At 61.4% G+C, this 23,543-nt stretch carries 18 protein-coding genes; 9 read left to right on the top strand and 9 right to left on the bottom strand.

Annotated elements, in window-relative coordinates; all coding sequences use genetic code 11:
• From B9Z39_RS08240 to B9Z39_RS08210, 7 genes are read right to left on the bottom strand one after another with little or no spacing between them, the layout of a single operon-like run.
• The gene (locus B9Z39_RS08240; protein WP_233248955.1) at positions 1-549 is read right to left on the bottom strand and encodes a DUF3833 domain-containing protein; all 549 of its coding nucleotides are present in this window, start codon (positions 547-549) and stop codon (positions 1-3) included.
• A gap of 1 nt (position 550) precedes the next feature.
• A complete protein-coding gene (locus B9Z39_RS08235) occupies positions 551-1,846 on the bottom strand; it encodes an MFS transporter (protein ID WP_233248954.1) in 1,296 nt (431 codons plus the stop codon).
• Positions 1,843-2,418: a chalcone isomerase family protein gene (locus B9Z39_RS08230; RefSeq protein WP_108301344.1), complete on the bottom strand. Its 576-nt coding sequence runs from the start codon at positions 2,416-2,418 to the stop codon at positions 1,843-1,845. The genes B9Z39_RS08235 and B9Z39_RS08230 overlap by 4 nt, the downstream gene beginning before the upstream one ends.
• On the bottom strand, positions 2,418-3,659 hold the full coding sequence (locus B9Z39_RS08225; RefSeq protein WP_108301343.1) for a cyclopropane-fatty-acyl-phospholipid synthase family protein: 1,242 nt from the start codon (positions 3,657-3,659) through the stop codon (positions 2,418-2,420). The genes B9Z39_RS08230 and B9Z39_RS08225 overlap by 1 nt, the downstream gene beginning before the upstream one ends.
• Positions 3,660-3,677: 18 nt before the next feature.
• On the bottom strand, positions 3,678-4,457 hold the full coding sequence (locus B9Z39_RS08220) for a DUF1365 domain-containing protein (protein ID WP_108301342.1): 780 nt from the start codon (positions 4,455-4,457) through the stop codon (positions 3,678-3,680).
• A complete protein-coding gene (locus tag B9Z39_RS08215; RefSeq protein ID WP_108301341.1) occupies positions 4,454-5,737 on the bottom strand; it encodes an NAD(P)/FAD-dependent oxidoreductase in 1,284 nt (427 codons plus the stop codon). The genes B9Z39_RS08220 and B9Z39_RS08215 overlap by 4 nt, the downstream gene beginning before the upstream one ends.
• Positions 5,734-6,345, bottom strand: coding sequence for a glutathione peroxidase (locus tag B9Z39_RS08210; protein ID WP_100147387.1), 612 nt, complete (start codon positions 6,343-6,345; stop codon positions 5,734-5,736). The genes B9Z39_RS08215 and B9Z39_RS08210 overlap by 4 nt, the downstream gene beginning before the upstream one ends.
• Before the next feature lie 115 nt (positions 6,346-6,460).
• On the opposite strand from B9Z39_RS08210, the gene B9Z39_RS08205 reads away from it, so the two are divergent.
• The 3 genes from B9Z39_RS08205 to B9Z39_RS08195 are packed head-to-tail and all read left to right on the top strand — an operon-like array spanning position 6,461 to position 8,587.
• Entirely contained in the window at positions 6,461-7,405 is a 945-nt protein-coding gene (locus tag B9Z39_RS08205) for a MerR family transcriptional regulator (protein ID WP_108301340.1), read from the top strand.
• Between the two features lie 10 nt (positions 7,406-7,415).
• Positions 7,416-7,919, top strand: a complete 504-nt coding sequence (rfaE2, locus tag B9Z39_RS08200; RefSeq protein ID WP_108301339.1) for a D-glycero-beta-D-manno-heptose 1-phosphate adenylyltransferase — start codon at positions 7,416-7,418, stop codon at positions 7,917-7,919.
• A 20-nt stretch (positions 7,920-7,939) separates the two neighbouring features.
• On the top strand, positions 7,940-8,587 hold the full coding sequence (locus tag B9Z39_RS08195; protein WP_108301494.1) for a DUF2238 domain-containing protein: 648 nt from the start codon (positions 7,940-7,942) through the stop codon (positions 8,585-8,587).
• On the opposite strand, the gene glnE is transcribed toward B9Z39_RS08195, so the two are convergent.
• Complete coding sequence (gene glnE, locus B9Z39_RS08190; RefSeq protein WP_108301338.1) at positions 8,550-11,252, bottom strand: bifunctional [glutamate--ammonia ligase]-adenylyl-L-tyrosine phosphorylase/[glutamate--ammonia-ligase] adenylyltransferase; 2,703 nt, start codon at positions 11,250-11,252, stop codon at positions 8,550-8,552. The two genes, B9Z39_RS08195 and glnE, sit on opposite strands and share 38 nt — an antisense overlap.
• A gap of 36 nt (positions 11,253-11,288) precedes the next feature.
• Here glnE and B9Z39_RS08185 point away from each other — a divergent pair, with 36 nt between their 5' ends.
• The 3 genes from B9Z39_RS08185 to B9Z39_RS08175 are packed head-to-tail and all read left to right on the top strand — an operon-like array spanning position 11,289 to position 17,997.
• Positions 11,289-15,353: a YhdP family protein gene (locus B9Z39_RS08185; protein ID WP_108301337.1), complete on the top strand. Its 4,065-nt coding sequence runs from the start codon at positions 11,289-11,291 to the stop codon at positions 15,351-15,353.
• On the top strand, positions 15,353-17,341 hold the full coding sequence (locus B9Z39_RS08180) for a nitrogen regulation protein NR(II) (protein WP_100147279.1): 1,989 nt from the start codon (positions 15,353-15,355) through the stop codon (positions 17,339-17,341). The genes B9Z39_RS08185 and B9Z39_RS08180 overlap by 1 nt, the downstream gene beginning before the upstream one ends.
• Positions 17,342-17,358: 17 nt before the next feature.
• A complete protein-coding gene (locus B9Z39_RS08175) occupies positions 17,359-17,997 on the top strand; it encodes a response regulator transcription factor (RefSeq protein ID WP_108301336.1) in 639 nt (212 codons plus the stop codon).
• Between the two features lie 5 nt (positions 17,998-18,002).
• Here B9Z39_RS08175 and B9Z39_RS17070 read toward each other — a convergent pair whose 3' ends face one another.
• Positions 18,003-18,158, bottom strand: coding sequence for a hypothetical protein (locus B9Z39_RS17070; protein WP_199221187.1), 156 nt, complete (start codon positions 18,156-18,158; stop codon positions 18,003-18,005).
• Between B9Z39_RS17070 and B9Z39_RS08170 the strand changes: the two genes are divergently transcribed.
• From B9Z39_RS08170 to B9Z39_RS08160, 3 genes are all read left to right on the top strand, one after another.
• The gene (locus B9Z39_RS08170) at positions 18,091-19,368 is read left to right on the top strand and encodes a murein transglycosylase A (RefSeq protein WP_108301335.1); all 1,278 of its coding nucleotides are present in this window, start codon (positions 18,091-18,093) and stop codon (positions 19,366-19,368) included. The two genes, B9Z39_RS17070 and B9Z39_RS08170, sit on opposite strands and share 68 nt — an antisense overlap.
• A complete protein-coding gene (locus tag B9Z39_RS08165) occupies positions 19,347-19,883 on the top strand; it encodes a hypothetical protein (protein ID WP_108301334.1) in 537 nt (178 codons plus the stop codon). The genes B9Z39_RS08170 and B9Z39_RS08165 overlap by 22 nt, the downstream gene beginning before the upstream one ends.
• Before the next feature lie 112 nt (positions 19,884-19,995).
• Complete coding sequence (locus B9Z39_RS08160; RefSeq protein WP_108301333.1) at positions 19,996-23,538, top strand: indolepyruvate ferredoxin oxidoreductase family protein; 3,543 nt, start codon at positions 19,996-19,998, stop codon at positions 23,536-23,538.
• Positions 23,539-23,543: the final 5 nt, after the last annotated feature.

Here is a 23,543-nt window from a genome sequence, read left to right as displayed (position 1 = left end):
TCAGGCTCGGCGCTGGAACGACAGGGTCACATCGCCCAGGTGGATGCCCCACTTGGTCATGCGTGCTTTGTTGAGCATGACCTGTGGGGTCATCAGGTACATCCAGTCGTCCATCTGCACGTTCCAGACCTGGCCATCGACGGGCAGCGCCAGGGTGTAGCCCCAGCGAAAGCTGTTGCCACGGGTTTGGCCTTGGGCCGTGCCCACCACGTCGCCCGCCGTGCCGCTGTAGGCCCCGTTGCCCAAGTGCTGCAAACGCCAAATGCGTTTGTCGCGGGTGCCGTCGGAATACACAAAGTCTTCGTCCAGCACGCCGCTGTCGCCTTGCCATTGGCAGTTCATCACCACGGTGAAGCGCTTGACCACCTTGCCGTTGCGGTCGGTGAACACGCCCCAGGCATCGATCGTGCCGTTGAAGTACTGGCGCAGGTCCAGCAGCGGGCGCTCGTTGGCATAGTCGTCCACGCTGGGGCTGGCGCAGCCACTCAGGGCTGCGGCGCCCGCCACCGTGCCCACGCTGCCCAGCAACAGTTTTCGTCGGTTCATCATGTCAGTTCTCCTGCAACACATGGCGCAGCGTCCACAAACGCCACGCGGCTAAAAATTTCAGACCGCAAGGCAGCACACCATAGGCCAAGGTCAGCGCCCACAGTCCTGAGGCATTGTGCGCTCCTGGTGTGTAGCCCAGGGCTTGCAAGGCCGGCAGGCTCACGCCCGCAGCCAAGGCCAGGTTGAGCTTGGTCGCCACTTGCCACCACCCCAGGTAGCGGCCCTCATGCGCGCCGTCGTCACCCGCACGTTGAATCACGCCTGTCAGCAAGGCACCAGGCACCACCAGGTCGGCACCCAGCGCCACACCCGACAAGGCGCAGATCACGCCAAAGCCGATCAAGTCGCCGGCAGCCAAGCTGACCGTCCACATGAACACGCCCATGGCCAGCACCATCCCCAGGCCCCAGGCCTGCAACAGTCCCACGCGGCGCACCACACGCAGCCACAGCGGCAGCGACGCCGCGGCGGCCAGAAAGTAGAGGCCCAGGTAGCGCGCCTCAAACCCGCTGGGCGCTTGCAGTTGGTCTTGGATGAAAAACATCACCAAGGTGGCTGGCACGGCGCTGGCAATGCCATTGAGCACAAACACTTGCAGCAGGGCGCGAAACGCTGGGCGTTGCAGCGGCGATGCATCGCTGACCGGGACACTGTGGGTGTCGTGTCTTGGCTGCGACGGAAACGGCGCGCTGCGCCACAGCCACCAGCACAGGCCCAGTGCCAACGCAAATCCACTCACCAGCAGGTGGGCATGCAGCAAGGTGGGCAAGACCGAGGCCAGCACCACCCCCACCAGCCCTAAGCCTTCGCGCCACGCCACGATACGGCTTTGCTGTGTGGCCTGGCCACCCAAGCGGGTGCCCCAAGACTGCAAGCTCAGGTTCAAGCAGGTGGCCCCCACATAGGCCAGCACCAAGCACACGGCGGCGAAGGGCAGAACGTTGTCGGGCGTGACCTGCACACCCAGCAGGCGCAACCACACATCGGGCAACCACAAACCGGCAAAGCCCAAGGCCAACAGAACGCTCAACACACCGGTGCGCTGGCGCACGCGTGTCATGCCCTGGGCAAACCAGCCGTCACAGCGCGCTCCCAGCCAGGGGTCAAGCAAGGCATCCAGGGCCCGCACGGCCAACAGCAAAGCCCCCAGGCTGGCCAGTGGCACGCCCCACTCGGTGGCGTAGCGGTGTGGCAGCAGCACATACAAAGGCAAGCTCACAAAGGCCAGCGGCAAAGCCATTCCACTCAAGCGCAGCCACTGCGTGATGGGCCACGGTGCGTGGTGGGTGTTCGTCACGGCGAAGCGCCTGCCAGCAACTGTTGGCGCAACAGCGGTTGCGAGGTTTGCGGCGAGAGCCAAATGCCAAAGAAGCGGCGTGCAAACTCCAGCTCGCGTATCTCGCCCACGGCTTTGCCTTGGTGCAAAAACTGCGCGCCCGACTCGGGCAAGTACACCCCGGTGATCACCTCGCCGCTGCGCACATTGGGCAGCAGAGATTGCAAGCTTTGCAGCCAAGTGGCGGACTGTTCGGCACTCAGGGCGCGCTGGCCTTGCATCTCGGCGATGGAGCGCTGCGCAATGTCGCGGCCCTGAAAGTCGCGCAAATAGCGCAGCTCCAACACCAAGCGCTGCGAGGCCCACTCGTTGGGGGCAAACGCGGCGTTGCTGGCCCACAGGCTGGCGTGGTACACGTCAAAGCCCCAGTAGGTGAAGCGGTGCTCACCCACCAGCCGTGGGTTGCCCAGCAGGGGGCGCAGGCGTTGAAAGGCTTGTGCGGTCAGTTCTTTGCTGGCGGTGTTGTCTTGCGCCAGCGCAGGCCAGGTGCACACCAAGGGCACCGCGCCGATGAGCCAAGACCTGCGCTGCATCACACCTTCTCCAGCGTGTACTGCACCACGTCGATGTTGGCTTGTTCAAACGCCGCTTCGCAATAGGCCAGGTAGAAATCCCAAATGCGTACAAAGCGCTCGTCAAAACCCAAGGCCAGCACGCGCGGCTTGTCGGCCAAAAAGTCGTGACGCCAGCGACGCAGGGTCTCGGCGTAATCCAGGCCAAAGGCCATCTCGTCCACGATGCGCAAGCCCGCTGCGGCCGCCTGGGCGCGGAACTCGCGCGGACACGGCAAGCAGCCGCCCGGAAAGATGTATTGCTGAATGAAGTCGGTGCTTTTGACATAGCGCTCAAACAGCGCGTCATCGATCACGATGGTTTGAATGCAGGCCTTGCCACCGGGTTTGAGCAAGCGCTGCACCGTCTCAAAGTAGGTCGGCCAATATTCCTGGCCCACGGCTTCGAGCATTTCGATCGAGCAAATCGCGTCGTAGGGCCCGTCGTTGATGTCGCGGTAGTCTTGCAAGCGCAAGTCGCTGCTGGCTGCCAACCCCACGCGCTGCATGCGCTCTTGGGCGTAGGCCAATTGCTCATGGCTCAGGGTCACGCCGTGCATGCGGGCACCAAACTCCAAGCCACCCATCTCGGCCAGTGCGCCCCAGCCGCAACCAATCTCCATCACCCGGTCGCCAGGCTTGACACCCGCCATGCACAAGGCGCGGTGCACTTTGGCGTTTTGCGCGAGTGACAAGTCTTGGCTGCGGTCATCGCCAAACCAAGCCGACGAGTAGTTCATGGTGGGGTCTAGCCACAGCTGGTAGAACGCGTTGCCCAAGTCGTAATGGGCGTGGATGTTTTTGGCGCTGTTGCGCCGTGTGTTGCGGTGGAGCAAATGCCGCACGCGGTACACCAAGCGGCCCAGCCAGTGGCCGTAGATCAGGTCTTCCATCTCGCGACGGTTGGCCACCAGCAGTTGCAACAACTCTGGCAAGTGGGGCGTGCTCCAGTCGCCCGCGATGTAGCCCTCGGCAAAGCCGATGTCGCCAGACTTGATGGCCTCACTCAGAGGCTTCCAGTTGTGCAAATGCAAGTGCGCATGCAGGGCGGGATGCGCGCTGTCGTGTTGACCAAACTGTGTGGTGCTGCCGTTGGGCCACATCACACTCAAGCTGCCGTGACGCAACTTGTGCAACAAGGCCACCACACGGCGTGCGCTGGCGGGCATATCGCTCGACAGGGGCAAGACGGAGGCAGATGTGGAGGTGGAGGTGGTGTTCATGGCGCTTGGGGGCATCGGTCAACGGGTCACAAAATCTTGAGGGGGTATGGGTTTGGTGAAAAAACGCACACGCTTGCGCCACAGTTGCAGCGCTTGCCAGTGGATGCGTGCCATCACCATCAAAGTCATCAAGGGAAAGCGCCATAAAGCACGCTGTTGCGCTGTGCGCGTGGCGGGCATGAGTGTGCCGCTGACGCTGGTTTGAATCAACGGGCCCAGCGCGTCGTCGTGGTCGACACGTGCCACGGTGCGGTCAGTGGTGCGCATGAAGCGAAAACGGTAAATGCCTTCGATGGCGCAAAACGGCGACACATGAAACACCTTGCTGGCCACCAGTTCTTGGCCCCAGCGTGGTTGATCCAGAAGGTAGCAATGCCGCTCGCCAAAGGTGTTGTTCACCTCCGCCACGGTGGCCCGTAAGCCACCATCTGCGGCGTGGCAGTACCAAAAACTCACGGGTTTGAAGGTATAGCCCAGCACCCGTGGGTAGCAATGCAGCCACACCTCACCTGTGGCGTCGGTGATGCCCTCTTGCAGCAGCAGCTCATCCAGCCATGCCAGTGCACCGCCTTGTGCGGCGCTGCGTCCGTCGCCGTGGTCCACGTCGTGAAAACTCATCAGCCCGGCCCGGTTGATGGCCAGTTCAGTGGGCGCACCTGCTGCCAGGCTGCGCATGGGCAGCAGCAAAAAATACGTGGCGTAGTCAAACGCATGGTGGCTGGGGCGCAAGCGCGTGTGGCGTACGCGTCCCAAGCCCAACAAGGGCCCGGCGGTGTGCGCGCGTGCGGGAGTGTTCATTGGGCCAGCACACCCAACGCGGCATCGCGTCCGGCCTTGAAGCCGTCTTCGTGAAACCCATAGCCCATCCAAGCACCGGCGTACCAGGTGTGTTGTTGGCCTTGCAGTGCGCTCACTTGGGCTTGTGCCCGGATGGCGGCCAAGTCAAACACAGGGTGGGCGTACTCGAAGCGGCCCATCACTTGGGTGGGGTCAATTTCTTCGATCGGATTGAGTGACACAAACACGTTGTGTGTGAATGGCAAGGGCTGCAACTGGTTGAGCCAGTAGTGCAGACAGACTTGGGCGCGTTCCGTGTTGGCTTGCGCCGCGCGTTGGTAGTTCCACGCCGCCCAGGCCAGTTTCTTTTTCGGCATCACCGAGGCGTCGGTGTGCAACACCGCCAAGTTGGGGTGGTAGCGCACGGCACCCAAAATGCGTTCCTCATCCACACTGGGCGCGGCCAGCATGGCCAGCGATTGGTCGGCGTGCGTGGCCAGCACCACGGCGTCAAAGCGTTCACTGCCTGATGCGGTGTGGACGCTGACACCCTGTGCCTCGCGTTCAATCCGTCGTACCGGGGTGTTGAGGCGTTTGTCCTGAATGCGCGCGATGATTTTTTCGACGTAGTGGCGCGCCCCTCCACGCACGGTGTGCCATTGCGGGCGGTTGTTGACCTGCACCAGCCCATGGTTGTGGCAAAACCGCACCATGGTGGCCACAGGAAACATCAGCATTTGATCGGTGGGGCAACTCCAGATGCAGCCCAACATGGGCAGCAAATAGTCATCGCAAAACGCCTCCCCAAAACGGTTGGCCAGCAAAAATTCACACAACGGTTGTGCCAACTCTTCGTCGTGGTTGCGCTCGGCCAATTCGGTGACCAGCGTGTTGAAACGCAGCACCTCGCGCAGCATGCCAATGAAGCGCGGGTTGAATACATTGCGCCGTTGCGCAAACACGGTGTTCAGCGAGGCGCCGTTCCACTCGAGTGGTCGTTGGCCGGGGGCCTGCGGTGCTTGCACCGAGAACGACATGTCGGACTTCGCCGTCTCGACTTGTAGTTCGTCGAACAACGCAATCAAGCCTGGGTAGGTGCGTTCGTTGAACACCAAAAACCCGGTGTCCACGCCATGCGTTTGCACACCTTGGGGTGTGGGCAAGGTCACGTCCACGGTGTGGGTGTGACCGCCAAAATAATCGGCTGCTTCAAACAGCGTGATGTCTGCACGACCCGACAGGTGGTGCGCGGCAGACAGGCCCGAAATGCCCGAGCCGATGATGGCGACGCGCTGGCTCATGACCCGTTGGCTTTCGCGGCCAATTGCTTTTCTACTTCGGCCACAAAGCTTTTGTCCTGTGGTCCGGTCATGGCGTTGAAGCTCTTGATGTGTTGACCGTCGCGGCTGATGATGTATTTGTAAAAATTCCAGCGTGGTGCTGTGCCTGTTTGTTCAGCCAGTTGTTTGAACAAGGGCAGGGCCTCAGGCCCACGCACCGACGACTTGGCAAACATCGGGAATTTCACGCCGTAGGTGTTCTCGCAGAAGTCGGCAATCTTGGCGTTGCTGTCTGGCTCTTGGGAAAAGTCGTTGGAGGGAAAACCCAACAACACCAAGCCACGGTCTTTGTACTTGGCATACAGCGCCTCCAGGCCTTTGTATTGCGAGGTGAACCCGCAGTAGCTGGCGGTGTTGACCACCACCACCACTTGCCCCGCGTATTGGCACAAGGCTTGGGGCTTTTCGTCTTGCAAGCGCAGCACGGTGTGTTGAAGCACGCGTGGGCAGGCGGTGCCCGAAGCGCTGGGTGTGTTCTCAGCCGCGTGGGCCGTGATGGGCGACAGTGACACCCACCCAACCCAGAGCGCAAGGCCTAAACAACGAATGAAACCTGAGAAAAATGACATGAGATCCGCTTGATTTGTGATGGCTATTGAATGATGATGGCGTAAATAGGTGGTTTTGTCCATGACAAAGCCAGAGCCCTCACCTTCCCCTCGGCAATTTTTACGCGACCCCCTCATGAACTTTCGTGCTGACTCTGCGCCCGTGCTGCTGTCGATCGCTGCGGTCGAGCGTGACACGGGCCTAGGCAAAGACACCTTGCGTGTCTGGGAGCGTCGCTATGGCTTCCCGACCCCCGGTCGCGATGCCTATGGCGAACGCACTTACCCGCTGGAGCAGGTCGAAAGGCTGCGCCTCATCAAGCGCTTGATGGACCAAGGTCAGCGTCCAGGCCGCATTGTGCCCTTGCCCACCGAAGACTTGCAGCGTTTGAGTCAGAGCCTTTATGCCGCGCCGCAGTCATGGGTCGTCACACCGGTCGACAGCCACACCGATGTGTCGCATTACATGCAGTTGATTCGCAGCCACCACACCGAGGGCTTGCGTACCCAACTCAAACAAGCCATGACGCACCTGGGACTCAAGCAATTTGTCATCGATGTGGTGGCCCCCGTCACCACCGCTGTGGGCGACGCGTGGATGCGCGGCGAGATCGAGGTGTTTGAAGAACATGTCTACACCGAGTGCGTGTCGGCCTTGCTGCGTCAGGCCATGGACACCTTGGTGGACAGCAAATCCGAGGCCACCCCACGTGTCTTGTTGACCACTTTTCCGCAAGAGCCACATGGCTTGGGGTTGTTGATGGCGCAGAGCATGCTGGCTTTGCAAGGGGCGAGCTGCATCTCGCTGGGCACGCAAACGCCGCTGCACGACATTGCCAAAGCGGCACAAGCCCACGCGGTGCATGTGGTGGCCTTGAGCTTTAGCAGCAGCATGAACCCCAAGCATGTGGTGGACGGATTGAAAGAACTCAGCCAGCTGTTGCCCTCCAACACTGAAGTCTGGGCGGGCGGACAAAACCCGGTGTTGCAGCGGCGTCAACATGCCGGTGTGGTGTGCCTGCAAGGCTTGACCCACATCGCCGCTGAGGTGCAGCGTTGGCGTGCCGAGCACGCCACCTAAAATTGCGGCCATGACCGCCACCCCTCTTCCCGCCCCCGCCTTTTTGTCCAAACTCACGTCCCGTGCCGAGGCCGTACAGCGGGTGGCCGCTTTGAAAGCCTTGGGCCCGGTGGTTTTCACCAATGGGGTGTTTGACGTGCTGCACCGCGGGCATGCCACCTACTTGGCGCAAGCCCGCTCTTTGGGCACGAGCTTGGTGGTGGCGCTCAACAGCGATGCGTCTGCACGACGCTTGGGCAAAGGCCCGGATCGGCCGCTCAATGCCGAGGCCGATCGTGCGGTGTTGATGGCGGCGCTCGAATCGGTGAGTCTGGTGACGTGGTTTGACGAAGACACGCCGTTGCAACTCATCACCGAGTTGCGCCCCGACATCTTGGTCAAAGGTGGCGACTACGACATGGCCAAGCTGGCCGAGACCCGCGTGGTGCAAGCCTATGGCGGGCGTGCACTGGCGATTCCTTTTGTCGATGGCTACTCCACCACGGCGTTGGTCAACAAAATACGTGCGCAGTGACCCCCGAGGCTGCTCCCACCATGCCCACCTCCCGCACCCCATCGTTGCTTGTTGCTGTGGCAGTGTTGTCTTGCGGCCTGCTCTGGTCAGGCGTCAACGCGTATGACGTGCCCACATGGTGGCTGGAAGTGTTGCCGGTTTTCATGGCGCTGCCATTGCTGTGCGCCACCTACAAAAATCTTCCTCTCACCACGCTGGTGTACGTCGGCATCTTTGTGCACGCCTGGGTGTTGATGGTGGGTGGCATGTACACCTATGCCCGCGTGCCATTGGGTTTTGAGATGGCCGAATGGCTGGGCTTGCACCGCAACCCCTACGACAAGGTGGGCCACTTTTTCCAGGGGTGTGTGCCCGCGCTGGTGGCTCGCGAAATCTTGCAGCGTGGCGCCTACGTGCAGGGGCGCAAGATGCTGGCTTTCTTGGTGGTCTGCGTGGTGTTGGCGGTCAGTGCCAGTTATGAGCTACTGGAGTGGGCCGCCGCCATAGCACTGGGGCAAGGCGCGGATGAATTCTTGGCCACCCAAGGCGACCCGTGGGACACACAGTCCGACATGCTGTTTGCCCTGATCGGGGCCAGTACGTCACTGCTGGTGTTCTCGGGGCTGCACGACCGACAAATGGCCCGTTTGTCTAAGTGCCAAACACCGTTGCCCACAAGCGAACAATAGCCGAGCGTTCGTTTTCTAGGGTGTGCGCGTCCACTTGTGTGGGTTGCTCATCCAGCCGTGCGGTGTGCTGCACTTTGCGCAACTCACGGTAGGCATCGGCGGCTGCCACACCCACACCGGGCGGCAGCAAACCGGCTGCTTCGGCGTTGTGCAGCAGCGCAATATTGCCCAGGTTGGCGCTCAAGCTGGGATGGGTATGGGAATAAGCCAGCACCAGGTACTGCACCGCAAACTCCACATCGACCATGCCCCCGGTGCTGTGCTTGACATCAAACAACCCTGCCTTGACAGGCCGCGCCGCACGCAGCTTGTCGCGCATGGCTTGAATCTCTTGTGCCAGCGCCGCGTGATCGCGCGGCGCATGGATGACGCTACAGCGCACGGCTTCAAAGCGCGTGCGCAACTCAGGCGACCCCAAGCAGCAGCGTGCCCGTGTCATGGCCTGGTGTTCCCAGGTCCAGGCCGTGTTGCTGCCACGCTGAGCTTGGTAGCTGGCATAGGCCTCAAAGGTGGTGACCAGCAAACCGGAATTGCCGTTGGGACGCAAGGCGGTGTCAATCTCGTACAAGTCGCCTTCGCCTGTTTTCACCGTCAACCAGTTGATCAGTTTGCGCACAAAGGCGGCATAAATTTCGCCCGCTTGTTCGTGCGGGTCTTCGTAGACAAACACGATGTCAAGGTCGCTGCCATAGCCCAGTTCTTTGCCGCCCAATTTGCCGTACCCGACGATGGCAAACAAGGGTTCGTCGCGGTGGCGCTGCTTCAAGCGTTGCCAAACCCAGCGGCTGGTGACTTTGAGCATGGTGTCGGCCAACGCGCTCAGGTCATCGGCCACTTGCTCGACCGTCAGGCTGCCTTCCACGTCACGTGCCAAGGTGCGAAAAATCTCGCCATGGTGTGCGCGACGAAGCAGGTTCAACAACGATTCGTCGTCGTCTTGCTCCACGTTGTGCAAGGCGGCGCGGCGTTGTTCGAGCTCGTCTTCAAAGCCCACGGGGTCAAAGCGCTCGTGCAACAAAGCCTCGCTGGCCAGCTCATCGATCACACCGGGGTGTTGCAGCAAATAGCGCGCAGGCCACCGTGCGGCGCCCAACAAGCGCAGCAATTGTTCGTGCACACGTGGCCGCTCCATCAGCAAGGCCAGGTAACTTTCGCGGCGCAGCAACGGCTCCATCCAGTCGCACCAGCGCACGGCGGCATCTTCGCTGGCGTGTCCTTCCAGCACCCATTTCTGGGTGCGTTGCAGCAACTTGAGCAAGCGCTGGCGACCGTCTTCGCGCAAAGCGCGTATGCGTGGGTGGTCGGGCCAGTCAGCCACGCGTGCGCGCAAACGTTCGCTGAGGTGCGGCAGCAGACTCTCCAGGTCAGGGCAGTCGAGCCCGTTGCTCTGGTTGCATCCTTTGCAGTCTTTGCCGTGCTTGTTTTTCGGGGCGCTGTCTTGACCCAGCAAACGGTCAAACTCTTGCGCCACCAATTCCCGGTGGCCGTCGAGTTGGATCAAAAAGTCACACACATCGCCAAAGCCCAAGGTCAGCGAAATCCAGTTCAGGTCGGCATCTTGGGTCGGCAGCAGGTGGGTTTGTTGGTCGTCTAAGTACTGAATGCGGTGCTCGACTTGGCGTAAAAACACATAAGCCTTGGCCAGTGCTTCGGCGGTCTGGGTCGGCATGAGCTTGGCTTGTACCAAGCGTTGCAAGGCTTGCAGGGTGGGGCGTGTGCGCAATTCGGGGAATTGGCCACCACGCACCACTTGCAGCAGTTGCACGGTGAATTCAATTTCGCGAATGCCACCACGCGACAGTTTGACGTCGTTGGCGCGCTCGGGACGTCCTGCGCTGCGTTTGGCGGAGTGGTTGCGAATTTGTTGGTGCAGCCCGCGCAAGGCTTCGAACACGCTGTAGTCGAGGTAACGCCGAAAAACAAAGGGCAACACGGTGTCGCGCAAATCTTGTGCCGAAGCTTGTGCATTGGCCGGTGCCACCACGCGACTTTTGAGCCAGGCAAAGCGTTCCCACTCGCGGCCCTGCACCAAAAAATATTCCTCCAACGCACTGCGTGAGACCACACTCGGGCCCGAATTGCCGTTGGGGCGCAAGGCCAAATCCATCCGGAACACAAAGCCATGCTCGGTGGTGTCGCCAATCAGGCTGTAAATCACCTTCACCGCTTTGGCAAAGTAGTCGTGGTTGCTGATGCGCCCGCGTCCGTCGGGCAAGCCGGTGGTGTCGCCGTCCTCGTCGTACACATAAATCAAGTCAATGTCGCTGGACACATTGAGCTCGCGCGCCCCCAGCTTGCCCATGCCGATCACCCACAGCACGGCACGTTGGCTGTTGGGTGTCATGGGGGCGCCGTATTGCGCATCCAGTTGCGCGCAGGCTTCTTGGTAGGCCACGTCCAGGGCCAGCTCGGCCAGCTCGGTCATGGCGCGCGTGACCACCGACAACTCGGCATGTTGGGCGCAGTCAAGCACCACCAGCCGCTCCATCACCAGTTGACGCAAGATGCGTAGCGCCTCACCGCAACCGTGCTGTTGGCGCAAGGCAGCCAGGCACGTTTGCATGCCGGCCATCACCGGCTCACCTGGGGGCAACCATCCCATGTCGGCCTGGTAGCGGCGGCGAATACGTTGAACAAAGCGGGAGTAAGCGCTCAGGTCGTTCATCGAGGGGGGGATAATTCCGGTCACGTCGCTTTCACCATGAAACAGTTGTCCAATTTGCCAGAGCCCACACCCCACATTGGCACTCCGCTGTCCAAGTGGGCGCGTCTGCTCACGGTTGCCGCATGGTGTGTCGGCGTGGTGTGTGTCACCGTCGTGGTTGCCTGGGCTGCTCTACACGCTTTGATTGTGCCGCGAATCAACGATTACCGTGAGTTTCTGCAGCAACAGGCCACGCGTGCCATCGGCACGCGCGTCGAGATTGGCCACATCCGTGCGCAGGGTGGTTGGCTGGTGCCCAGTTTTGAAGTGAGCGAAATCTTGCTGTTTGACGCCCAAGGCCAAGAGGCCTTGCGCTTGCCGCGTGTGTTGGCGGCCTTGTCATTGCGTTCGGTGTTGCAAGGCGGGTTTGAGCAGTTGGCGATTGACCAGCCCGAACTTGACATTCGCCGCGATGTCAACGGACAGCTCTGGATCGCCGGTTTGAGCACACAAGCGTCCGGGGATGGCAGTGGTGCCGATTGGTTTTTTTCGCAGCATGAATTCGTGGTCACGCAGGGCCTGGTGCGTTGGCGCGATCAAAGCCGCCAGGGAGAAGACGCGCCGGTGTTGACCCTGCGCCAGGTTGATGTGGTGGTGAAAAACCAATGGAACGGCCACGACTTGCGCATCGATGCCACACCGCCAGAGGCGCTGGGTCAGCGTGTCTCGGTGCGCGGTAAGTTTCATCAGGCCCCTTGGGGGCGTCCTGGCGATGTGGCGTCATGGACGGGCGAGGTGTTTGCTGACTTGCCTTTTGTCGATGTCTCCACCTTGCGCCGTTGGGTGCCTATGGACCAGGGCGTGTCGCTGCAAGAAGGCCGTGGCGCGGTGCGTGTGTGGGTCGATGTGACCCATGGCCAGCCGGTCGGTGTGGCTGCCGATGTGGCGCTGGAAGCGGTGGATGTGCATCTGGGGGCTGAACTCAAAGCGTTGCGTCTGCGCCATGTGCAGGGTCGACTGGGGGCCAAGTGGCAAAACACAGGTCCGAACCAGGAGGTGGAAGTCAACAGCCAGGACCTGGTGTTTGACACCGAAGAGGGCGAACGCTGGCCCGGTGGCGTGGTGCGCGTCAGCTGGCAAGGCGACGACTTGCATGCGGGGGCCTTGAGCGCCGATCAACTGGACCTGGAGGCGCTGGCCCAAATCGGCCAACGTTTGCCCCTGCCCGAGACCTGGCGCGCTGTGTTGGCGCGCGTTCAGCCCAAAGGCCACGTCGACAAATTACAAGCCAGTTGGAACACCCGTGGCAGCGCCACGACCCCCCCAGCGCTGACCTACACGCTGCGCGCTGGCGTGCGCGACTTGCATCTGTTGCGTGACACCATGGCGGGCAGCCCGCTGGCGGACATGCCCGGCATGCATGGCGCGCAGGTAGACATTGACCTGAACCAGCAAGGCGGCAAAGCGCAGCTCAAAATTCAGCAAGGCAGCGTCACCCTGCCACTTGGTTTGGACGATCCCCACTTGGTGTTCGATGACGCCTCGGCACAGTTTGCTTGGCAGCAGCGCGGGGAGCAGCTCTCGGTGCAAGTCACCCAGGCCCAATTGGCCAATGCCGATGTGGCAGGTGACTTCAGTGGCAGTTGGAAAACAGGTGAAGGCAGTCAGCGCTTGCCGGGTGTGTTGGATCTGACGGCCAACATCAGCCGTGCCCAGGCGGCCCAAGTGCACCGCTACTTGCCCAACAGCTTGCCCTTGGAGGTGCGCAGCTACGTGCGCGACGCGGTGCAACAAGGGGTGGCCAGCAAAACTAAGTTGCGCATCCGTGGTGACTTGAAAGACTTGCCCTTTGACAACCCCAAGCTGGGCGAGTTGCGCATCTCCACCCAAATTGACCAGGGTCGTTATGCCTACGTGCCCGTGCCCAAAGGCACCCGCGCACCCGCCGCCAGCAACTGGCCTGCACTCACGGAGCTCAGTGGCGAGTTGGTGTTTGACCGCAGCGCCTTGCACTTCAAAGGCAGCAGCCAGTTGGAAGGCGCTGACAAAGTGCCATGGCAAAAGGTGGAGGCTCACATTGCCAACTTGGCCCGACCCGAGCTCAACGTCACAGGCGAGGCGCGTGGGCCGTTGAGCGATGTGTTGGGGCTGATCTCTCGCACCGCACTCAACGATTTGACGGGCGAGGTGCTGACGGGCAGTCAAGGGTCTGGTCTTGCCAGCTACAAGCTCAGTTTGAAGTTGCCACTGGATGCGCTGCGTAAATCCAAGGTGCAGGGCAGCGTGACGTTCGAGGGCAACGAGCTGCAAGTCATGGCGGGCACGCCCGTGTTGAGCGCTGTCAAGGGCGCCTTGCAGTTCAGCGAGCAAGGCTTCAAGCTCAAAGACCTCAAGGCACGGGCCCTGGGGGGCGATGCACAAATCGAGGGGGGGTTGGCAGTGGGCACACCCTCGGGCGACTCGCCCTTGCAGCTCAAGATCAAAGGCCGTGTCAGCGCCGAAGGCTTGCGTCAAGCCCGCGAGCTGGGCTGGGTCACACGCATGGCGCAACACACCAGCGGCAGTGCGGCCTATGACCTCACCTTGGGCCTGCGTCGCGGCCAGCCTGAGTTGTTGATCAACAGCGATTTGCGTGGCCTGGCCTTGGCGCTGCCCGCACCGTTGAACAAGGCAGCAGCCACGGCTTTGCCGTTGCGTGTGTCCATGCAGCTCACCCGCGAGTCCTTGCTGCCCAAGGCCAAATTGCTGCAAGATCAAATCAATGTCAGCTTAGGCCGCGTGGTGGCTTTGAGCTATGTGCGTGACCTCAGTGGCGACCAGCCCCAGGTCTTGCGAGGCGGCATTGCCGTGGGCCAAGCGGTGAGCGACAACGTGCCCTTGCGCGACAAAGGCGTGAGCCTGAACCTGCAGTTGCCAGCCTTCGATGTGGACGCCTGGAGTGAGGCCGTGGGGCAACTCACCGGCGTGCCTGCGCGCGATGCCTTGCGCACCTCTTCGAGCGTCAAGCCGGTGGGCAGCACCGCCGAGGCAGGCAATGCCCAAGACTATGTGCCCACCTTCTTGGCTTTACGCGCAGATTTGCTGACGGTGAGCGAGCGCGTGCTGCACAACGTGTTGGTGGGGGGCACCCGCCAAGGCGAGGTGTGGCGCTTGAACATGCATGCCGATGAGCTCAATGGTTCGGCCGAAGTGCGTTTGGCCAGTGGCAACACCCCGGCCCAATTGTTGGCACGTTTGAGTTACCTCAACATCCCGCCCAGCCTGGTGCCTGACGTGGAGCGCATGCTCAGCGAACAACCCAGCAGCATTCCGGCCTTGGACATCGTGGTCGACGACCTGACCGTGCGCAATAAAAAGCTGGGTCGCTTGGAGATTCAAGCGGTCAACCGCACCGCCAGCAACGCATCGCGTGAATGGCGCTTGAACAAATTCAACCTCAACATGCCCGAGGCCAGCTTCACCGCCAGTGGCAACTGGGCCGCAGACGGCCCCAGCGTGCGGCGCACCCAGCTGAGTTTTGTGATGGATGTGCACGACAGTGGTCAGTTGCTGACGCGCTTGGGAACGCCCGACGCGATTCGGGGTGGCAAGGGCCGCCTGGAGGGGCAGGTGTCATGGCGTGGCTCCCCCATCACGCTGGACTACGCCAGCATGTCGGGCAAGCTCAACATGGCGATTGAAAAAGGGCAGTTCCTCAAAACCGAACCCGGTGCCGCCCGGCTGCTGGGCGTGTTGAACTTGCAGGCCTTGCCACGTCGTTTGACCCTGGACTTCAGCGACATCTTCAGCGACGGTTTTGCGTTTGACTTTGTGCGCGGTGATGTGCGCATCGACCAAGGTGTGGCCTTCACCAACAACTTGCAAATGAAGGGTGTGGTGGCAGGCGCTTTGATTGAAGGACGGGCTGACTTGGCGCGCGAGACCCAAGACCTCAAGGTGGTGGTGGTGCCCGAGATCAATGCAGGCACCTACTCGCTCTACATGGCCACCATCAATCCCTTGGTGGGCCTGACCTCGTACCTGGCCCAATTGATTTTGGCCAAACCGCTGGTGCGCGCCAACACGCGTGAGTTCCACATTGATGGCACCTGGGTCAACCCCCGTGTGACACAGGTCGAGTGATGCCGTTTCCTGCGGGTACGTTGTTGCGTCGTTGGGCCCTGTGGCTGCTGCTGGTGTTGCTGGTGCTGTCCATGCTCAGCACCCTGGTGTGGCTGGCCGGGCGCTACGAGGTGAGCCAGGTGCAAAGTCGCATCGAGCGTGATGCGTCAGACGCAGTGAGCGACATTCGCGCCGCTTTGACGCGCAATGTGCAGACCTTGCAGACTTTGCAATTTGTCGACCACACGCAGCGGCCTTGGCCACAAGAAGCGGCGAACTTGTTGCGTGAACACCGCGAGTGGCTGCGGCTGGAGTGGCGTGACCCAGATTTGCGCGTGATCGCAGCAGCAGACACCCCTTTTCGGGCCCCAGTGTTTGCCAAGTTTGGTCGCTCCTCGCGTCAACCCGAGGTGGTGCAGGCCTGCGCTGTGGCGCGCCGTCAAAGTGGACCCGGCTATGGCGTGAGCAACTATGTGCCACAAAACGATGGCTTGGGGCTGGAGATCATGGACCTGTGTCTGCCCGTGCTCTCCGACGGCCAACTCACTGGCTACACCGTGGCCAGTTATGCCCTGAACGAAATACTCGCTGGCATGGTCGGGCCACAACTCACCCGCAGCCAAGAGGTGTCGTTCACCGAGTCCGATGGCACGCGACTGGCCAAGTTTGGCACGCCACGGCGCGGCAGCCGCGTCTTCACTGCGCAGCAACTGCTCGACTTGCCGGGACACGCCATGGTGTTGCGTTTGGACAGCTGGCGTGCGGCACCCGATTTGTTTCCCAACGTGCTCACCGCCTTGGTGACGGCGATGGCCATTGCCTTGGTCACGGTGCTGATCATGCTGGCGCGCGACATGCGGCGGCGCCAGCGCGTGGAGTCTGACCTCGCCGACGCCCTGGCCTTTCGCAAAGCCATGGAAGACTCGTTGGTCACGGGCTTGCGCGCGCGTGACAACCAGGGCCGCATCACCTATGTGAACCCGGCGTTTTGCGAGATGGTGGGCTTCAGCGCCAAAGAGCTGTTGGGTCATGGCATACCGGCCCCGTACTGGCCGCCCGAGATGATTGATGAGTACGGCCAGCGCCAAGCCTTGCGCTTGGCGGGCAATGCGCCGCCGCGAGAAGGCGTGGAGTCGGTCTTCATGCACAAAAACGGTCAACGCATTGCGGTGTTGATTTTTGAGGCCCCGTTGATCAACGCCCAAGGCCAGCAAACAGGCTGGATGAGTGCCGTGCTCGACATCAGCGAACAGCGCCGTGTGGAAGAGCTCTCGCGTGCCAGCCAAGAGCGCTTGCAAGCCACCGCCCGATTGGCCACGGTGGGTGAGATGGCGTCGTTGTTGAGCCACGAACTCAATCAACCGCTGGCGGCTATTTCCAGCTATGCCACGGGCAGCATGAACTTGCTGCAAGACGTGGCGCTGCAAGACCCTACATTGGCCGACATGCTGGGCAGCGCGATTCAGCGCATTGGCCAGCAGGCCGAACGTGCGGGCCGGGTCATCAAGAGCGTGCACGACTTCGTGCGCCGCCGTGACCAAGCCCGTGAAGCGGTGTTGCCGCTCACCTTGCTCGACAACGTGATGCCCTTGATCATTTTGCAAGCGCGCAAGTTGGGGGTCCGTGTGGTGGTGCGTTGCCCGCAGACCCTGCCTGCCGTGCTGTGCGACCGCACCATGGTCGAGCAGGTGCTGCTGAATTTGGCGCGTAATGCCATGCAAGCCATGGCCGAAGACACCTCAGACAAAGTGCTCACCCTGACTGTGCGCCCTGCCGCATCCAACGCAGTGAGCCGTTGGATGGAGTTCTTGGTCACCGATGTGGGGCCCGGCATCGCGCCTGCGGTGGCTGAAAAACTCTTCACCCCATTCTTCACCACCAAAGCGGAGGGCATGGGCTTGGGCCTGAGCCTGTGCCGCACCGTGGTGGAACAACACGGTGGTTTGCTCAGCCACTGCGACCACACGCCCCGTGGCACGGTGTTCAGCTTCACCTTGCCTCAAGCCTGATTTCCAAGGACCTCACCATGCAACCTTCCGAAGACGCTCTGGTATTCATCGTGGATGACGATGCCGGTGTGCGTGAAGCTTTGGCTTGGCTACTGCGTTCGCGACGTTTACCCAGCGAGTCGTTTGACAGCGCCGATGCCTTTTTTGAGTTCCTCAACACCCCGCCCTACACGGCGTGGTTGCCCAGTCAGCCAGGTTGTTTGCTGCTGGATGTGCGCATGCCTGGCATGAGTGGGCTGGCCTTGTTCGAGCACTTGATCGAGCGCAAATTGCTGGATGTGTTGCCGGTGATTTTTTTGACCGGTCACGCCGATGTGCCGACCGCCGTGGATGCGGTCAAGCGCGGCGCGTTTGATTTTTGTGAAAAACCGTTTTCAGACAACGCCCTGGTCGACCGCATCGAGCAAGCCTTGCAACGCTCGGCCAGCACCTTGCAAACCCAGCGCGCCAAACAGACCTTGCAACAGAGCTTGGCTGATTTGACGGATCGTGAACGTGATGTGATGCGTTTGGTGGTCGAGGGCTTGCCCAACAAACTGATTGCCGATCAGCTCGACATCAGTGTGCGCACGGTCGAAGTTCACCGCGCACGCGTGTTTGACAAGATGGCCGTCAAGTCAGCGGTGGAGCTGGCCAATTTGTTGCGTGGCGAGTGAGGGGCTCAACGCGTGTGGGTGTCGTCTGGGGGCGTGAGATGCGGGGCTTGCTCGCTGGCTTCTTCGTGCGCGGCTTCGCTGCGCCCTGAAAACATGGTCCACCACACGATCAACACCAAAATGCAACCCGCGCCCAGGGCTTCGAGCAAAATCAACAGCATGAAACAACTCCTGTGGCGTGTGGCATCGGCGCTGATTGTAGGAAGCCTGGTGGCCTGTGGTTCTGCGCCGCGGCAGCAGGCGGTGGTGGACGACTATGCGCGCCCAACGCCCAGTGCGCCAGCCATTGCCACCCCGCGCGCAGACACGCCTCGCGCCAGCGGCGCGCTGGCGGGCTTGCCCGGCACACCCAGCCCGCAACAGGCCTACCGCAGCCGCTGGGTCTTGGCCTCGTGGAACGATTTGCCCGGTTGGCCCGACGACCCGCTGCACGAAGCCTGGAATGCGTGGCTGCAAAACTGCGAACGTCCCGGTCCCTTGTTTGGCCCGTTATGCCCTGACGTGCGGCAATTGCTGCTGGCCAGTGACGACGACCGTCGCTTGTGGATGATGGCGCACTTGCAGCCCTACCGCGTCGAGTCGCTGGATGGGGCGCCAGACGGCTTGCTCACCAGTTACTACGAACCCTTGTTGGAGGCCTCGGCGCAGCGCCGCCCAGGCTTTGAGGTGCCGCTGTATGCGCCACCGGAGGGCTTGGCCGAGTTGCGTCGTGCCGGGCGCATGTGGTTCACGCGCCAAGAGATTGACACCCTGCCCCAAGCCCAAGAAGCTTTGCGGGGACGCGAAGTCGCTTGGTTGGCCGACCCGATAGATGCCTTGGTGTTGCACATTCAGGGCTCGGGCCGCGTGCGCATCACCGACGCCAACGGACAGGTGCGCGTGCTGCGCTTGGCGTTTGCGGGCTCGAACGAACAACCCTACCAAAGCGTGGGCCGCTGGTTGCTGGACCGGGGCTTGATTCGTGATGCCTCTTGGCCGGGGATCAAAGCCTGGATCAGCAGCACCCAAAGTAGCAACCCGCGCTTGGTGCAGGAGATGTTGTGGAGCAATCCGCGCTATGTGTTTTTCCAGCCAGAGCAGCGCAGCGCGGCCGATGCCGACCTGGGGCCACGTGGGGCACAGGGTGTGCCCTTGACGCCGGGCCGCTCCATCGCGGTGGACAAAGACTCGGTGCCCTACGCCACACCGCTGTGGCTGAGCTCTCGTGGTCCCAGCGCCAATTTGCAACGCATGGTGTTTGCGCAAGACACGGGCAGCGCCATCGTGGGTGCTGTGCGCGCTGACTACTTTGCGGGCACGGGTGCTGAAGCCGGTGAGCTGGCCGGTCGTGTGAAACAAAATTTGCGCCTGTGGGTGCTGTGGCCGAGGTAGACATGGGCATCAAGCAATTCAATGGCGAGTGGGTGTCACAGGAAGACCGGGTGCTGTTTCGCTTCAACACCCACGAGAACGAAGAGTTCTGCGTGTGGCTCACGCGTCGCATGGTGCAAGGTGTGTTGCAGGGCGCGCAGCAGTTGACGCTCAAGAGTTTGGAAAAAACCCACAGCCCAGAAGTGGCCCAGGTGGTGCAAGCGTTTCAGCAACAGTCGGTGGCCCAGCAGGTGAAGTTCAGTCAAAGTTACGAGCCAGCGACGCAAAAACCACTGGGGGAGCAGCCGCTGCTGGTCAAGGGCTTGGTGATGAACCTGGGGGAAGACCAAACCCAAATCGAGTTTCAGTTGGTCAACGGCCAAAGCGTGAATCTGTCTTTGGTACCCCATGTGTTGCAAGTGATGGTGACCTTGCTCAACAAGCTGCAACAGACCGCAGGCTGGGGCGTTGGTTTGGACGCCTTAGAGCCAAGTGCAGAGCCCGTGGCGACGCCACCTTCGCACCAAGTTCACTGACACATGACACGCCAAGCGGTCGACCTCTGGTGCGCCACATAGGCGGCTCCAACGCAGGTGCGCGTGCAGGCCTACACTTTGCGCACATGACCAGAACTTCAGGAGCATTGCGATGAACGCACCTCTGCCCGAGCACATTCGCCGCGCACTCGACAGCGTCACCTTAGACGACAAGTACAGCCTCGACGTAGGCCGTGCGTTCATGAGTGGCGTGCAAGCCCTGGTCAAGTTGCCCATGCTGCAACGCCAGCGCGATGCCCTGCAAGGCAAAAACACCGCCGGTTTCATCAGTGGTTACCGTGGTTCTCCGTTGGGTGGCTATGACCAGGCCTTGTGGAAGGCCAAGTCGTATTTGCAGGCGCAGCACATCGTGTTTCAGCCGGGTGTGAACGAAGAGTTGGCCGCCACGGCTTTGTGGGGCACCCAACAGTTGGGCTTTGCCCCACCAGGCAGCAACAAGTTCGACGGTGTGTTTGGCATTTGGTATGGCAAAGGCCCCGGTGTGGACCGTTGCGCCGATGTGTTCAAGCACGCCAACATGGCGGGCACCACGGCCTGGGGCGGCGTGCTGGCCGTGGCGGGCGACGACCATGTGGCCAAAAGCTCCACGGCGGCGCACCAGAGCGACCATATTTTCAAAGCCTGTGGCACCCCGGTGTTCTTTCCCTCCAGCGTGCAAGACATTTTGGATTTGGGCTTGCATGCCATTGCCATGAGCCGCTTCTCGGGTCTGTGGTCGGGCATGAAGACGATTCAAGAAATTGTGGAGTCCAGTGCCACCGCCGTGATCGACCCCGCGCGCGTGAACATCGTGCTGCCCGAGTTCGAGATGCCGCCCGGCGGCCTGCACATCCGCTGGCCCGACGACGCGCTGAGCCAAGAGGCGCGTCTGTTTGACTACAAGTGGTATGCCGCGCTGGCCTATGTGCGTGCCAACCGCTTGAACTACAACGTGATCGAAGGCCCGAACGACCGCTTCGGCTTGATCGCCAGCGGCAAGGCCTACAACGACACCCGTCAGGCCTTGCTCGATTTGGGGCTGGACGACGCCACCTGCCAACGCGTGGGCATTCGCTTGCACAAGGTCAGCGTGGTGTGGCCGCTGGACGCACAGCTCACGCGCGAGTTCGCCACTGGCTTGCAAGAAATATTGGTGGTGGAAGAAAAACGCCAGGTCATCGAATACCAGCTCAAAGAAGAGCTCTACAACTGGCGTGCCGATGTGCGCCCCCATGTGCTGGGCAAGTTCAACGAGGTGGAAGGGGACTTCTCGGGCGGCGAATGGTCGCAACCCAACCCCAGCGCCAACACTTTGCTGAGAGCCAACGCCGACTTGAATCCGGCGTTGATTGCCAAGGCCATTGCCCAGCGCTTGAAAAAACTCGGGCTCGATGCCGACACCCAAGCCCGGGTGGATGCGCAACTGGCCATCCTCAGCGCCAAAGAGCGCGCCATGCAGGTGGTCGAGGTCAAGGCCGACCGACAACCTTGGTTTTGCTCGGGCTGCCCGCACAACACCTCCACGCGTGTGCCCGAAGGCTCGCGCGCCATGGCGGGTATTGGTTGCCACTTCATGGTGTTGTGGATGGACCGCAGCACCAGCGGCTTCACCCAAATGGGCGGCGAAGGCACGCCCTGGGTGGGCCAACAGCCGTTTGTGAACGACACCCACATGTTTGCCAACATGGGGGACGGCACCTACTTTCACAGCGGCCTCTTGGCGATTCGCCAAAGCATTGCGGCGGGTGTGAACATCACCTACAAAATTTTGTACAACGATGCCGTGGCCATGACCGGCGGCCAGCCGGTGGGTGAACGCCCCGAGGGCCACAGCGTGCTGCAAATTGCGCACAGCATGAAGGCCGAAGGCGCGCAGCGCATCGTGGTGGTAACGGATGAACCCGATAAATACGATGGCGCGGATTTGGGTGCTGGTGTGGCGGTGTTTCACCGCGATGAGCTGGACCGTATCCAGCGTGAGATGCGCGAGATCAAAGGTTGCACCATCATCATCTACGACCAAACCTGCGCCACCGAAAAACGCCGCCGTCGCAAACGCGGCACGATGGTGGACCCCGCGGTGCGCGTGGTGATCAACGACTTGGTGTGTGAAGGCTGCGGCGACTGCGGCGTGCAAAGCAACTGCCTGAGCGTGGAGCCGCTCGAGACCGAGTGGGGCCGCAAACGCACCATCAACCAAAGCACCTGCAACAAAGACACCAGTTGCTTGAAAGGCTTTTGCCCCAGCTTTGTCACGGTGGAAGGCGGCCAGTTGAAAAAGAAGGCCAAAGGCGTGACGGCCTTGGCCTACCCCAACCCCGAATTACCAGAGCCCAACCTGCCGCCACTCGACCATGCCTGGGGCATGGTGGTGGCAGGTGTGGGCGGCACCGGCGTGATCACCATTGGTCAGTTGCTGGGCATGGCGGCGCACATCGAGGGCAAAGGCATCGTCACCCAAGATGCGGCAGGCTTGGCGCAAAAAGGCGGCGCCACCTGGAGCCATGTGCTGATTGCCAACGACCAAGACGCGATCCGCACCACCCGTGTGAGCTTGGCGTCTGCCGACTTGATCATGGGTTGTGACCCCATCGTCACAGCGGGCAAAGAAACCTTGCAACGCATGCGCGCAGGCCGCACCCATGTGGCTCTGAATGCCTACAGCACGCCCACGGCGGCGTTCGTCAAAAACACCGACTGGCAAAACCCTGCCGAGCAATGCGTGGCTGAGATTGCACACACCGTGGGCGCAGAGGGCTTGAGCGTGTTCGACGCCAACCGCGTGGCCCTACAGACCTTGGGCGACAGCATCTTTGTCAACCCCATGATCTTGGGCTACGCGTGGCAAAAGGGCTGGGTGCCTCTGGGGCATGAGGCTTTGATGCGTGCCATGGAACTCAACGATGTGGCGGTGGCTCAGAACCAAACGGCGTTTGAGTGGGGCCGTCAATGTGCACACGACTGGGCGGCGGTGCAAACCGCGTTGGCACCTTCTCAAACCGTGCAATTTCACAAGCCCGCGGGTGTGGATGACGTGATTGCGAGGCGTGTGGCATTTTTGACCGACTACCAAAATGCCGCTTATGCCGCGAGCTACCTCGGCGCGGTAGAGCGTGTGCGTGCGGCCGAGGCCGCGTTGCACAAAACCTCGCTCACCGAGGCGGTGGCACGCAACCTGTTCAAGCTGATGGCCTACAAGGACGAGTACGAGGTGGCGCGCTTGCACACCGATGCGGCGTTCTTACAAAAAATCAAGGGCATGTTTGAAGGCGACTACACCCTCAACTACCACTTGGCCCCGCCCTTGATCGCCAAGACCAATGCCAAAGGCGAGTTGCAAAAGCAAAAGTTTGGCCCGGCCATATTGACGGGTTTCAAGCTGCTCCAGCACTTCAAGGTCTTGCGCGGTACGCCCTTGGATATCTTTGGTTACAGCGAGGAGCGCCGCACCGAACGTGTCTTGATCGACGAGTACCGCGCCACGCTGGACACGGTGCTGGCCAAGCTCACGCCAGACAACCACGCACTGGCGCTTGAGCTGGCGCGGGTGCCCGAGCAGATCAAGGGCTTTGGCCATGTGAAAGCCCGCAACCTGGCTGCGGCGCGCAGCAAGTGGGACGGGTTGCTGACGCAGTGGCACAGCAGCAAGTCGTGAGGCTT

The sequence above is a fragment of the Limnohabitans sp. JirII-29 genome (assembly GCF_003063395.1).
Taxonomy (GTDB): Bacteria; Pseudomonadota; Gammaproteobacteria; order Burkholderiales; family Burkholderiaceae_C; genus Limnohabitans.
This window is presented reverse-complemented; position numbering and strand designations above follow the sequence as displayed.